This window comes from Nocardia sp. NBC_00403 (assembly GCF_036046055.1).
Lineage (GTDB): Bacteria > Actinomycetota > Actinomycetes > Mycobacteriales > Mycobacteriaceae > Nocardia.
Map to the genome: position 1 here is coordinate 5,268,863 of NZ_CP107939.1, position 13,030 is coordinate 5,281,892.

The 13,030-nt window shown below is 65.5% G+C and carries 13 protein-coding genes; 8 read left to right on the forward strand and 5 right to left on the reverse strand.

Translation table 11 applies throughout. The annotated features are described in order from the left end of the window. Positions 1-19: 19 nt before the first annotated feature. The 3 genes from OHQ90_RS23330 to OHQ90_RS23340 are packed head-to-tail and all read left to right on the forward strand — an operon-like array spanning position 20 to position 2,692. On the forward strand, positions 20-700 hold the full coding sequence (locus OHQ90_RS23330) for an energy-coupling factor ABC transporter ATP-binding protein (RefSeq protein WP_328400801.1): 681 nt from the start codon (positions 20-22) through the stop codon (positions 698-700). Beyond that, the gene (locus OHQ90_RS23335) at positions 697-1,299 is read left to right on the forward strand and encodes an energy-coupling factor transporter transmembrane component T family protein (RefSeq protein ID WP_328400803.1); all 603 of its coding nucleotides are present in this window, start codon (positions 697-699) and stop codon (positions 1,297-1,299) included. The genes OHQ90_RS23330 and OHQ90_RS23335 overlap by 4 nt, the downstream gene beginning before the upstream one ends. Then, the gene (locus OHQ90_RS23340; RefSeq protein ID WP_328400805.1) at positions 1,292-2,692 is read left to right on the forward strand and encodes an AMP-binding protein; all 1,401 of its coding nucleotides are present in this window, start codon (positions 1,292-1,294) and stop codon (positions 2,690-2,692) included. Before OHQ90_RS23335 ends, OHQ90_RS23340 begins: the two co-directional genes overlap by 8 nt. 4 nt (positions 2,693-2,696) lie before the next feature. On the opposite strand, the gene OHQ90_RS23345 is transcribed toward OHQ90_RS23340, so the two are convergent. Continuing rightward, entirely contained in the window at positions 2,697-4,217 is a 1,521-nt protein-coding gene (locus OHQ90_RS23345) for a catalase (RefSeq protein ID WP_328400807.1), read from the reverse strand. Between the two features lie 556 nt (positions 4,218-4,773). On the opposite strand from OHQ90_RS23345, the gene OHQ90_RS23350 reads away from it, so the two are divergent. Then, the gene (locus tag OHQ90_RS23350; protein ID WP_328400809.1) at positions 4,774-5,337 is read left to right on the forward strand and encodes a type 1 glutamine amidotransferase domain-containing protein; all 564 of its coding nucleotides are present in this window, start codon (positions 4,774-4,776) and stop codon (positions 5,335-5,337) included. Between the two features lie 142 nt (positions 5,338-5,479). Here OHQ90_RS23350 and OHQ90_RS23355 read toward each other — a convergent pair whose 3' ends face one another. Further along, complete coding sequence (locus OHQ90_RS23355; protein WP_328400811.1) at positions 5,480-6,280, reverse strand: thioesterase family protein; 801 nt, start codon at positions 6,278-6,280, stop codon at positions 5,480-5,482. Between the two features lie 100 nt (positions 6,281-6,380). Here OHQ90_RS23355 and OHQ90_RS23360 point away from each other — a divergent pair, with 100 nt between their 5' ends. After that, positions 6,381-7,169: a helix-turn-helix domain-containing protein gene (locus OHQ90_RS23360; RefSeq protein WP_442941489.1), complete on the forward strand. Its 789-nt coding sequence runs from the start codon at positions 6,381-6,383 to the stop codon at positions 7,167-7,169. Further along, on the forward strand, positions 7,166-8,011 hold the full coding sequence (locus OHQ90_RS23365; RefSeq protein WP_328400815.1) for a fructosamine kinase family protein: 846 nt from the start codon (positions 7,166-7,168) through the stop codon (positions 8,009-8,011). The genes OHQ90_RS23360 and OHQ90_RS23365 overlap by 4 nt, the downstream gene beginning before the upstream one ends. Before the next feature lie 432 nt (positions 8,012-8,443). Here the strand turns inward: OHQ90_RS23365 and OHQ90_RS23370 are convergent, their stop codons facing one another. Together OHQ90_RS23370 and OHQ90_RS23375 are read right to left on the reverse strand one after the other, a co-directional pair. After that, the gene (locus OHQ90_RS23370) at positions 8,444-9,319 is read right to left on the reverse strand and encodes a TIGR03619 family F420-dependent LLM class oxidoreductase (protein ID WP_328400817.1); all 876 of its coding nucleotides are present in this window, start codon (positions 9,317-9,319) and stop codon (positions 8,444-8,446) included. Between the two features lie 142 nt (positions 9,320-9,461). Further along, positions 9,462-9,983, reverse strand: coding sequence for a VOC family protein (locus OHQ90_RS23375; RefSeq protein ID WP_328400819.1), 522 nt, complete (start codon positions 9,981-9,983; stop codon positions 9,462-9,464). A gap of 60 nt (positions 9,984-10,043) precedes the next feature. Here OHQ90_RS23375 and OHQ90_RS23380 point away from each other — a divergent pair, with 60 nt between their 5' ends. Further along, positions 10,044-10,703 carry a TetR family transcriptional regulator gene (locus tag OHQ90_RS23380; protein WP_328400821.1) on the forward strand — a complete coding sequence of 220 codons (660 nt, stop codon included), beginning with the start codon at positions 10,044-10,046 and terminating at the stop codon, positions 10,701-10,703. A 375-nt stretch (positions 10,704-11,078) separates the two neighbouring features. Further along, positions 11,079-12,518, forward strand: coding sequence for a short-chain fatty acid transporter (locus OHQ90_RS23385; RefSeq protein WP_328400823.1), 1,440 nt, complete (start codon positions 11,079-11,081; stop codon positions 12,516-12,518). A 1-nt stretch (position 12,519) separates the two neighbouring features. On the opposite strand, the gene OHQ90_RS39485 is transcribed toward OHQ90_RS23385, so the two are convergent. Continuing rightward, on the reverse strand, positions 12,520-12,885 hold the full coding sequence (locus OHQ90_RS39485) for an AAA family ATPase (protein ID WP_442941161.1): 366 nt from the start codon (positions 12,883-12,885) through the stop codon (positions 12,520-12,522). Between the last annotated feature and the right edge of the window lie 145 nt (positions 12,886-13,030).

Sequence of the window (13,030 nt, forward strand, 5' to 3'; positions counted from 1 at the left end):
GCGGTAGTGAGGCGCAGTCGTGAGTGACATTGTTTTCGACTCGGTCGGCCACCACTTCGGTGATCGAAAAGTGTTGCGCAACATCGATTTGCGCATCTGCGAGCGTCGCGTCGGCATTATCGGATCCAACGGCTCCGGCAAGTCGACCTTGGCGCGCATGATCAACGGGTTGTTGCGACCGACCTCCGGCACTGTCACCGTCGATGGGGTCGACGCGGCAAGGCAGGGCGCACAGGTGCGCCGCAAGGTCGGGTTCGTATTCACCGACCCCGACACCCAGATCGTGATGCCCACCGTCTCGGAGGATCTCGCATTCTCGCTGCGACGGACGGGGCTGAGCAAGCAGGAGGTCGCGGCGCGCGTCGAGGAGTTGCTGGTCCGGTTCGGGCTGGCGGAGCACGCCGAGCATCCCTCGCACCTGTTGTCCGGCGGTCAGAAGCAGTTGCTGGCCATCGGCGCGGTTCTCATCCGCCGACCGGAGGTGATCATCGCCGATGAGCCGACCACCCTGCTGGATCTGCGCAACGCCCGTGTGGTCGCCGCCGCGCTCGACTCCGTGGACCAGCAGGTGATCGTGGTGACCCACCAGCTGTCGCTGCTGGAGAGCTTCGAACGCGTCATCGTCATCGATGACGGTGCTGTGGCGTTCGACGGAATCCCCAGTGAAGCTGTCCCCGCATATCGGGCATCGGTCGGATGATCGGTGTGTATCTTCCCGGTGACTCGCTGCTGCACCGGATGCCTGCCGGATCGAAACTGGTGCTGCTGATCACCTCGATCGTGACGGCCACGGTGTTCGTGCGTGGCCCGGTGGCCGTCGCAGTGGTGGGGGTGCTGGTGGCGGGATTGTTCGCGATGGCCGGTGTTCCATGGAAAGTCGTTGTGGCCCAACTGCGTCCGATGGTGTGGATGCTGCTGATCATCGCCACGTTCCAGGTGCTGATCACCTCGCCCGCGCGTGCGGTTGTCGTGTGCGGTGTGTTGCTGATCTCGGTGGCGCTCGCGGCGCTGGTCACGCTCACCACGCGGGTCACCGACATGCTCGACGCCGTGACGCGTGCGCTCGGACCGCTGCGCAAGGTGGGGGTCGACCCTGAGCGGATCGGGCTGCTGCTGGCGCTGGCCATCCGGTGTGTTCCGCTGCTGACCGAGATCGTGCACGACGTCGCCGAGGCCAGGCGTGCTCGCGGGTTGCAGTGGTCGATGACGGCGCTGGTCACACCGGTGCTGGTACGAGCGCTGCGCACCGCGGACGCGATGGGTGACGCGCTCGCCGCCAGGGGTGTCGACGATGACTGAACTGTTGGCCGAGCGCATCGTGCGGCGAGTCGGCGAGCATCCGGAATCGACGGCGATCGTCGCCGCTCGCGCGAGCATCGACTACCGGGAGTTCTGGTCGCGGGTTACCCGCACCGCCGCCGGGCTCGACGGTATGGACAGGGTCGCGGTGCTGCCCACCTCGGATATCGAATCGCTCGTCGCGGTGGCGGCGGCCATGCACGCGGGTGTCAGCGTTGTGCTGCTGCACCGGCACCTGCTGGCGAATCAACTGGCCCGAGTGCTCGAGCTCGCGAAGCCCAGCGCCGTCGTCGCCGCGCCGCGCCAACACCGGCGGTTGCGCCGCCTGGGCTTCGAGGAGGATGTGCAGACGGCGTCGGCACTGGAATCCAACGGCCCGGTCGGCCGCGCGCACCCCGAGAACGAACTGCTGGTCGGCATCACCTCCGGCATCACCGGCGAACCGAAGTTGTTCGTGCGTAACCAACATTCGTGGGCCACCACCCTCGATCGCTCCGACAACACCTTCGATATCGGCCGCGGCGATCGCGTCGCGGTGCCCGGTGTCCTCGACCACACGCATTTTCTCTACGGTGCCCTGCATGCCCTCACCCGTGGCGCGACAGTGGACCTGCGGCCGGTGGCGCAGTCGCTGCCCGATGGGGCGACACACCTGTATTCGGTGCCGACGATCGCCTGGGATGTGGTGCGGTCGGGCATCGATCCGGTCGAGACCGTCCGTGAGGTGCTGTCCTCGGCGGCCCGGTGGCCGCGCCCGGGACGCCTTGCGTTGCAGGAGATCGTTCCGAACGCGTCGCTCGTGCATTTCTACGGCGCGTCCGAATTGAGCTTCGTGTCCTTCGATCGGGGACTCGGGGCCGTCGAGGAGACGTCCGCGGGCCGACTGTTCGACGGCGTCGAGGCGCAGATCCGTGACGAGTTGGTGTTCGTGCGCAGCGACATGCTGTTCGACGGCTACCTCACCGACGACGGTGTGGTGAACGGACCGGTCGACGGCTGGATGTCGGTGGGCGACCGAGGCCGCGTGGTCGGCAACCACCTACACCTGTTCGGCCGCAGCAGCGACATGCTGATCCGCGCGGGCCTCAATGTAGAACCCGCAGCCATCGAAGCCGCGCTCACCGCGCTACCTGGCATCGCCGAGGCCGCCTGCCTCGCAGTGCCCGACGCCCGAATGGGTGAAGCGCCCGCCGCCGCGATCGTGGTGCACGACGGTGCGCCGAGCACCGGCGAAATCTGGCGACACCTGCGCGCGACCCTCCCGAGCCCGAGCATGCCGATCCAGCTCGTGGTTCTCGACAGCCTGCCACGCACTGCGCGCGGAAAACTCGACCGTCAGGCGCTGTCTGCGATTCTCGCTACTCATCGCGGAGTCGAAGCCCGAACTGCTTAGTGCCCTACGCCTTGTGCTGGGCCGAGGAGCGGGCCGGGTTGGCCTGTTTCACGGCCTTCGGGTCGAGCTCGTCCTGTTTGGCTTGCACGCCCGTCTCGATGCGGTCGCCCAGATTCTTGTCGACACTGCGCCAGTACTGGAATGCCCTGGACAGCACGGGTGCAGAGACACCGTTGAGCAGATGCCCGACGATATTGTCGACCAGCCGCTCGCGGGCGGCGTCGTCGAGAATATCGCGGACCAGTGTGCCTGCTTGGCCCCAATCGTCGTCGTCGCGGCGCAATGTGTATGCGGTGCGGACCATTTCGCCGTCACTGTGCCACCCGATGGATGGGCCGGAGACCGCGGGATCGGCGTGCGGGCCGCCCTTGGAGTTGGGCACGTAGACGGGGTCGCTCACGTTCGTGTAGCGCATCGCCCCATCTTTCGAGTACGACCGCGCTGTCGTCGCGTGCGGTGAATTGACCGGCAGCAGTTTGTAATTGGCGCCGATGCGGTGGCGATGCGCGTCCGGGTAGGAGAACCAACGGCCGAGCAGCATCTTGTCCGGGCTCGGCCCGGTGCCCGGCACCGCGCTGCTCGGTTCGAAAGCGGCCTGCTCGATCTCGGTGTGGTAGTCGACCGGATTGCGATGCAAGGTCATCGTGCCGACCTCGATCAGCGGATAGTCGGCGTGCGGCCAGACCTTGGTGAGGTCGAAGGGGTTGAACCGGTAGGTTTTCGCCTCCTCGAACGGCATGATCTGCATGTGCAGCGTCCAGCTGGGATAATTGCCGCCCTCGATCGCCTCCCACAGGTCACGGATGTGATAGTCGGTGTCCATCGAGGCCATCTGATCACCCTCGTCCTGGGTGAAGAACTCGATGCCCTGATCGGTCTTGAAGTGGTATTTGACCCAGAACCGTTCACCCGCGGCGTTGGCCCACAGATAGGAGTGGCTGGAGTAGCCGTTCATATGCCGCCAGGTGCGCGGGATGCCGCGGTCGCCCATCAGCCAGGTCACCTGGTGCGCGGATTCCGGCGACAGCGTCCAGAAGTCCCACTGCATATCGTGGTCGCGCAGGTTGTTGTCGGCGCGGCGTTTCTGCGAGCGGATGAAGTCCTGGAACTTCATCGGATCCTTGACAAAGAAAACCGGCGTGTTGTTGCCGACCATGTCGAAATTGCCCTGTTCGGTATAGAACTTGAGGGCGAACCCGCGCGGGTCACGCCAGGTGTCGGGGCTGCCGCGCTCACCCGCGACGGTGGAGAACCGGGCCAGCATCTCCGTCTTCTTACCCGGCTGGAACACATCCGCCTTGGTGTAGGCGCTGACATCGTGGGTGACTTCGAACGTGCCGAAAGCGCCGCCGCCCTTGGCGTGTGGCTGCCGTTCCGGCACGCGTTCGCGGTTGAAGGCGGCCATCTTCTCGATGAGATAAGCGTCGTTCAGCAGGATCGGACCGTCCGGGCCGACGGTCAGGGAATGCTCGTCGCTCGGCTGCGGGATACCGGCGTCGTCGGTGGTGTAGTTCTGCTCGGACATCTCACTCCTCTAGGTAGCAGGCAGGTCGTCGGCAGATCGGGTGGTGCTGGTTGCATGCAGTCCTGGTCTCGGACCGGGCTGCTGGTTCGGTTGCCTCGAAACACCGCGGCAAAACCCCAGGGGTGCCGACGTCGAGCACATCGTCGATCCCCGAGGACCACACGTGACCGAGTCGTCTGCCAACGAGATCGGAGACGGTCGCGGCGGTGCGGTGAGCGTGTTCGGCGAGGACTGCTACCTGTAGCGCGGAGAACTGTCATTGCACGCCGCGACGATTGCACGGTGTGTGGTGACAAGTCCGCGGTGATCGCTATGGCGAAACCCTTCCTTAGGTTCTACCGACCGTCTTCCCAGGTGTCGCACCACCAAACGTAACGCGAACTCGTGCGGTTGGCGGCAGAAAGTCGCAGGTGGCAGCGCGTCGCTTCATGGCGCATCCAGGAACGGGTCCTATCCGTCCGGACTCGCCGCAGGCCGCCGATCCGATTCGCACCGATCGTTTGGGTTGCCACGACTCGGGTAGGCCGAAGGTATCTGAACCGCGAGGAGGTTACCCATGTCAGGCCGACTGACCGAGGCACGCGTGCTGTTCATTACCTCGAACATCGGTGTCGAACGGGACGAACTGCTGGTGCCCCTCGGCTGGTTGCGAGAACGCGGAGCTACTGCGGTGCATGCGGCGCCGAAACTCGATGACATCCAGACGTTCCGGCACGATGTCGACAAGGACGTGGTCGTTCATCCCGATGCGACGCTCGACAATGTCGACGCCGACGATTTCGACGTCCTCGTTGTCCCGGGTGGCACCGTCAACGTCGACAAATTGCGGGTCGCCGACGGTGCGGTCGAGCTGGCCAAACAGTTCGCCGCCGAAGGTAAACCCATCGCAGCCATTTGCCACGGCCCGTGGCTGCTCGTCGAGGCCGATCTGCTCCAGGGAAAGTCTCTGACGTCGTATCACTCACTGCGCACCGATGTGATCAACGCCGATGGTCTGTGGACCGATCGGTCGGTGGTCCGGTCGCCGGAGTACGGCTGGACCTTGATCACCTCTCGCAACCCGGGCGATATTCCGGCCTTCTGCGATGCGATCGCCACCGAACTGCTGGCAGCGTTCTAGCCGATGTGAGAGGTCGGCATGTAGGTCGAACGGACGCGTTTCGTCCACTGGCGGTCAGGACAGCCGTGACAAAACGATGTCGTCGACGATCTCGGTGATCATGTGTTCCGGGATGGGTGCTCCCTCGATCGTGTTCGTCGCCCTAGGGGATGAGGGCGAGCTGGCGGGACTGAGCGACGAGGGAGCCTGTGCTGTCCCAGATTTCGAAGTCTTCCTCGTGGAAGCCGTCGATGAGGTAATTGGTGTGGACCCGGCAGGCCAGCCAGCCCGGGGCCGGACGGTGGCGGATGTGCACGGTGAGTTCGATAGTCGAGGAGCCGGGAACGCCTAGTTCGAACACCACCGGCATGGCGGCGTCGACGAGGAGCGCGAGGGCGATGGGGTCGGCGTCGCGGCCGTCGGCGAAGCGCATCCAGAATTCGGCGGCGGTGGTTCCGCCGGGCTTGCCGGTCCAGAATCCGGCGAGTTGCGGCATCCGGAACTCGACTCGTTCGGCGATGGTGGCCCCGGCCGGGGTGACACCGCGCAGGGGATCGAGGCATTGCTCCGGGGCGGGCAGTGTGGGAGGCGCGTTGCGCACGAGCGTCGGGCCCTGTGCCACGGCCAGGTCGGTGAAGGTGGCCAGGACGCGGATGATTTCGCGGTCGTCGCGGGTGAGGATGGCCTGGCCGGTGCCCGTCCTGCGGCCGATGCGCGCGATCTCGGTGTGGACGAGGGCGGGGCCGGGGGTGCCGGGGCGCAGGAAGTGCGCGGAAGCGGACAGCAGATCGGGTTGGGGGAGTTCGTCGCGCAGCGCCTGCAGTGCGGTGGCCAGCAGGTAGCCACCGTTGAGGGTGCCGCCGAGTGTCGACCAGCGGTCGGACAGTTCGAGACCGTATTCGTGGTCGCCGATGCGGGTGCCGGCGGTATCGGTGTCGAATGTGTAGTGCGTGGTTGCGGTCATCGGTCGGGTGTCCCTTCGATCCGTCACAACGATCGCCTGCCGACGCTACCCGCGTCGATTACCCGAGAGGTAATGGCCGGCTGGACGGTGAGTTCGTAGGATTCGGGAGGTGACTACCCAGACCGCCGGTGACCTGTTGCGACATTGGCGCCTCGAGCGCAGGCTCAGTCAGCTGGAACTGGCGGGGCGTGCCGAGACCTCCACCCGGCACCTCAGTTTCATCGAAACCGGTCGCGCCACCCCCAGCCGCACCATGCTCGTGCACCTGTGTGAACAGCTGGAGGTTCCGCTGCGCGAACGTAATCGCCTGCTACTGGCGGCGGGATACGCTCCGGTGTACGCCGAACCTGCCCTCGACACCCCCGCGATGGCGCCGGTGCGCGAGGCGATGCGTCAGATGCTGGCAGGACTCGAGCCGTTTCCGGCGCTGGCGATCGACCAGAACTGGAACATGGTCGATGCCAACGCCGGTATCGCGCTGATGCTCGAAGGCATCGACCCGGCGTTGCTCACCGCGCAGCCCAACGCACTGCGCCTGAGTCTGCACCCCGATGGCATGGCAAGCCGCATCGTCAATCTCGCCGAATGGCGCGGCCACCTGTTCGAGCGATTGACGCGCCGGATCGAGGTCACCGGCGCGCCGGAACTGATCGAACTGCTCGAGGAATTGCGCGGATACCCCGGCGGTGAGATCGAACTGTCGTTGCCGGAGCCGGACCAGGTGGTGGTTCCGCTGCGGCTGCGCCACGACAACCGCGAGCTGTCGTTCATCAGCGCGACAACCGTCTTCGGCACGCCGATGAACGTCACCGTCGCCGAGCTGGCCATCGAGTCGTTCTATCCGGCCGACCCGGACACGAAGAAGTTGCTGACGACGGCGCACTCGTGAGTGTCGCCGCGGATCTGAGTGAGCTGCTCGGTGTTGCGGTCCAGGCGACGACCGACCTCGGGGCGAGCCATTCCTGGACGTTGCATCGCGCGATGCTGACCGACGGCCGCGACGTTTTCGCGAAGGTCGCCGCTGATCGGGCGCGGATACTCGGTGCCGAAGCGGAGGGTCTGCGCTGGCTCGGTGTCGGGGCGCCAGGACTCGTGCCGGAGGTGCTGGCCGTCGATGACCGCATGCTGGTGTTGCCGTGGTTGCCGGAAGCACCAGCCACCGCCGTCGCCGCCGAACGATTCGGCCGCGAACTCGCCGCGCTGCACGCGCATGCACCGGGATCGTTCGGAGCGCCGTGGTCCGGTTGGATCGCTGATCTCCCACTGGACAACACGACGAGCAACGGCCCGTGGTCCCACTGGTATGCCGAGCGCCGCCTCGCCCCCTACCTCCCGCGTGCTGCCGCGCACCTGGGTCCCGACGGGACCCGCATGCTCGAACGCGTCATCGAGAACATCGACACCCTCGCAGGCCCGCAGGAAACACCCAGCCGCATCCACGGTGACCTCTGGTCTGGCAACATTCGCTGGACCACCGACCGGGCGATCCTCATCGACCCCGCCGCCCACGGCGGTCATCGCGAAACCGACCTGGCGATGCTGGCTCTGTTCGGCGCTCCGCACCTGGACCGAATCCACGCCGCCTACCGGGAAACCCATCCGCTCGCCGACGGCTGGCGCACCCGAATCCCGTTGCACCAACTGCATCCACTGCTCGTGCACGTGGTGCTGTTCGGTGCAGGGTACCGAGACCGAACCATCGCCGCCGCTACCGCGATACTCGCGATATGAGTGCACCGGACGCGTTGTGGCATCCGGTGCACGTTGCTGCTCGTTGCCCCGACGTCCTGTGGCCTATCGAATCCTCATGACGGGTACCCCGCGGTGATGACCCGGGCCGAACGAACGCCGTGGGCGCCAGGTGAAGGCCGTTGCGGCACCGTCGATCTGATCGGATCGTCGTCGGAGCGGCTCACCGGGCCGACGCAAGATAGGACTGCGCATGCACTGCCGCATTGCAGCATGTGCCGTGTAACGAGCGTTCGCTGGTGGTCGGATCTACTGGAGGGAGGGCGGAATACACCGCGGGCCCGCCGGCTCATGACGATGTACTCCACGCCCTCGGTGAACAGGTACGCGACCTGGCCGTAGTGGGCGAGCTCCTGCTCGAACTCGGCTCTGCCGAATTTCCCACCGAGTGTTCCGTCCGTTCGCTCGCGCCGCTCACCGGTTGGTTCGCGCGATCACCTTCTCCGCGAACCGGGACAGGTTGGCGATCTTGGTGTCCAGCGGCTCGGTGTCGACCTCGGTCGTATACGGGTAGCGGAAGCCGACGATGACATCGGTGACGCCCTTGTCCTCCAGGCGTTTCACGCCGTCGACAGTGAACCCGTCCAGCGAAATGACATGCACCTCGAAGTCCTCGCGGGTGCCGTATTCGGCGCGCAGCACGGTCAAGCGATCCAGCAGACGATCCAGTTCCGCGGGGTCGCCGCCGGCGTGCATCCAGCCGTCACCGCGTTGGGCCGCACGCCGCAGCGCTGGTTCGCTGTGCCCGCCGATGAGGATGGGCAGTGGCGCGCTCGGCACCGGATTGATCTTGATCGGCGCGATGTCGTAGAACTTGCCGTGGAACTCGAAGTAGCCGCCCGCGGTGAGCCCGCGCACGATGTCGATGCACTCGTCCATGCGGGCGCCCCGATGCTCGAACGGCACCCCCATCATGTCGAAATCGTCGGGCCACGGGCTGATTCCGACGCCGAGCCCGAGGCGGTCACCACTGAGCGCGGCGATGGAGGCGGCTTGTTTTGCGACGAGCACGGGTGGCCGGATAGGCAGCTTCAGCACGAATGGCGTGAACCGCAGCGTCGTTGTCACCGCGGCCATGGCGGCGGTCACCACGAACGCCTCGACGAACGGCTTGTTCTCCAGGAACTCCCGACTCCCGTCGGGAGTGTAGGGGTACTTCGCGTCGGAATCCTTCGGGTACGCGACGCTGTCGGCGACGACCATCGTCGTATACCCGGCCTCCTCGGCCGCGCGGGCCAGCGGCACGTAATAGGTGGGGTCGACCATCGTCTCGGCGTAGGTGAATCGCATATCAGGCGTCCTTCGGTGCGGAGGTGTGCGGTGTGTCGTGCTCTGTCGTGGCTGCGGTGCGCGCGGCGTGAACGCCCACGCGGCGGCCGAAATAGGAACCTTCCCCAGACAGGTGCCACTGGAATAGCCCGAGCATCGTCGTCTAGGTCCACGGGTTCGAATACCCTTCGGGGATCAGGTAATCGAACATCGCGCGCATGTCCGCCGACAGCCGCATCAGCTCGACGTGGGAACCGAACGCGCCGCCGTCGAGGTAGGCGAACTCCATCCCGACCCCCTCGAATGCGCCCCTGGCCAGGATGCCGGACCCGCAGGCCGTCGCCTCGGCCAGTGCGGCGTCGAAGTCCTCGGGAACCCACGCGAGGTGATGCAGACCGGGCCCGACGCGGTCGAGATGCTCGGAGTACAGGCTCATGCCGCTCCTCGGCTCGATCAGCTCCAACTGCTGCCCGCCCGCATAGCCCAACGCCACGGTGACCGTGTAATCGGCGGGCGCGCCACGCAATTCGGTGGTTTCCGGCCCGAAGTGCACGTCCGGGATGGTGAGCCACCGCGCCACCCCATAGCGTTCGGTGAACTCCCGCTGCGCGCCCGCCATGTCCCGGACCACCCAGCACAGCTGGAATATCGGTCCGTGCGCGATCCGGCCCTCTGGACTTCCCACACCATCAATTAATCACTGATGCTTAATATCGTCAATACTCGCGTTTAGTACAGTTCGGGTATGCACATCGACGATTCGCGCGCGGCACTGCTCGCCGCCGGGGAACGACTCATCGCCGAACGTGGCGTCGAGGTCCCGCTGCGCGACATCGCCGCGGCGGCGGGCCAACGCAACAACTCGGCGGTCCACTACTACTTCGACTCACGCACCGGCCTCATCGAAGCCATCGTCGAGCGCAGGATGAACTGGCTCGAAGACCGCAGGATGCGCCTGCTGGCCGAACACGAAGCCGACGGCACCGCGCACGAAGTCCGCACCCTGGTCGCCATGCTCGCCGCACCGATCCTCGAATTGGTCGGGACCGCCGGCGTCACCCATTACGGCCGCTTCCTCGAAGTCGTCCGCGCCCACCCCGTGATCACCGACGCCCGCCGCCTCGCAGGCGCAGACCGTGCCGCGGTCAGCATCATCGCCGCCCGCCTGGACGCCGCGCTCCCACAACTGCCACCCCGCCGACGCCGCCAACGCCTGGAAACGATGGCAACGGTCATGTTCGCCCTCTTCGCCGACTACGAACGCGCACTGGAGTCCGGCGTCCGCACCGCGAACCCGGAGCAGGACGCCGCCGAAATCATCGACATGATCGTCGCCATACTCACCGTCCCCGTCCCCGTCCCTCTTCGCGATCCGCCTCCCGCCGGCCGCAACCGATCTCGCTGACCCCGCACAAGCACGTCGGCGGCAGTGCTTGGCGTGTCACCTCCAACCCGCTCGAACGCGCTGCGATGCCGTCGCGGAGTCCCGCGAACCCGTCTGCGGTGAGGCAGCCACTCGGCGGCGTCGGCTTGGGAGTGCGCTGCGTCGACGATGCAATCCAGACCGAAGCGCGACCGGCGCCACGATCGGCACACCGCTTCCCGGGCGGGAACTTCAAGTCGTCGAGTGCCAGACCATCGACGGTTTCTGCACTTTTGCAGACGATACCTGCGCATTTCTCTATTGCCTGCACACAAAGTGGACACCAATACTGACCAAGCCTGTGTGTGGTGCGTCACATGCGTACGGGCGGCGTGTGGAAAGAAGAGGAACAACTGGATGACGTCCACGATAGAAGAAGCCATCTCCGAAAAGGGCCTTGCGCGGGTTGCGCAGTCGCTCGCCAGATGGACGGAGAAGTGGTTCCCTGATGCCTACGTCGTCGCGCTGGCAGGCGTATTCATCGTGGCCGTCGCTGCGCTGGCCAACGGCTCGTCACCGCGAACAGTCGCGAACGCGTTCGGCGATGGTTTTTGGGATCTGACCGCTTTTACTCTTCAGATGGCAATGGTGGTTCTCACCGGATACGTCATCGCCACGTCCCCGCCTGTCGCCCGGCTGATCGACCGGCTGGCCACCCTGCCGCAAACTGCTAGCAGTGCGGTGAGTTTCGTTGCGTTCCTCTCCATGTCGATATCATTTCTGAACTGGGGACTCAGTCTGGTTTTCGGCGGTCTACTGGCCCGGGCGATCGCCCGTCGGACCGATCTACGCGTGGACTATCGCGCGCTCGGCGCGGCGGCGTTCATGGGGTTGGGCGCCGTGTGGGCGCTGGGAATATCCTCCTCGGCCGCGCAGCTACAGGCCACCGCCACCTCGTTGCCTCCGGCACTGCTGAGAATCACCGGTGTCCTCGACTTCGGACACACGATCTTCACGTGGCAGTCCCTGCTCATGTGCGCCATCGTCATGGCGCTCACCGTGGTGATCGCTCACTTCTCGGCGCCGAAGGACGCAGCAATCAAGACCGCCCAAGAGTTGGACGTCGATCTGGATGACCAGCCCGCGGAGGTGGCTCCACGTTCCCGTCCAGGGGAATGGCTCGAGTACAGCCGCATCCTGCCAATCCTGGCTGGCCTGATGACGGCGGGCTGGTTGACCTCCCAGCTCACCGCCAAACCGCTGCTCACCGTTGTCAGCAGCCTGAATGGTTATCTGCTCGTCTTCCTCATGCTGGGCTTGGTGCTCCACGGCACCCCGCGCAAGTTCTTGCAAGCCGTCTCCCTCGCCGTACCCGCCACGGCCGGCATTCTCGTCCAGTTCCCGTTGTACGCCGCCATGGCCGCGATCCTCACCAAGGCGAAGGGCAGTGGCGGTCTCACCATCTCCGAACACCTCGCGGAGTTCTTCACGAGCATCGGCGGCGGCGGAAGCTTCGCCATCGTCATCGCCCTCTACACCGTGGTGCTAGGCGTATTCGTCCCGTCCGGCGGCGGAAAATGGCTGGTCGAAGCCCCCTACGTCATGCAGGCATCGACCGACGTCCACATGAACCTCGGCTGGACGGTTCAGATATACAACGTCGCCGAGGCACTGCCGAACCTCATCAACCCGTTCTTCATGCTGCCTCTGCTGGCAGTGCTCAGACTGCGGGCACGTGACCTCGTCGGATTCACGTTCCTGCAGTTCCTATTCCACCTGCCGGTCGTACTGCTTCTCGTATGGTTGCTCGGAATGACGTTCGAATACGTCCCGCCGATATTGCCCGCCACCCCGTGACCTATCCAGGTCGGTTCTGCTCGTTACCTCTCAGCATTTCGCGCCGGATGGTGTCTTGGGAGACCAGCACGCATGTTCCCCGCCCGAAGCGGCACTGCAACGCGCGGGCCACGGTCGATTTGCCCGACGCCGAATTGCCCCGAATCACAATGAGAGTGCTCATTCCGAGGAACTTCCTCCGACCTGTGCATGGGCTCGGTGCGGTGGACTGGGAAGTCTTGGGGGGAGCAGTTGGTAGCGCGGTCGCGGGTGTGCGCGCGTAGGTTCGGGATCGACCGCACTGCCGAGTGGTTCCCGATGAAGGTCGCCGAAGAGGCCGGGGAGTTGATGCAACAGTGCTCATGGCCCATAGTCGTGGCACCGACATTCAAGCGGTGATCGAACGTAAGTGGCTGCGGCCCGAGGAGCTCGACGACGAGCCCGATCCAGCGATCGCGTCGACTTCGGGTGGGTTCGCCGATTCGGACGGTATTCGTAGACACAGAATGCTTGGCAGGAGCGACACCGCCGAG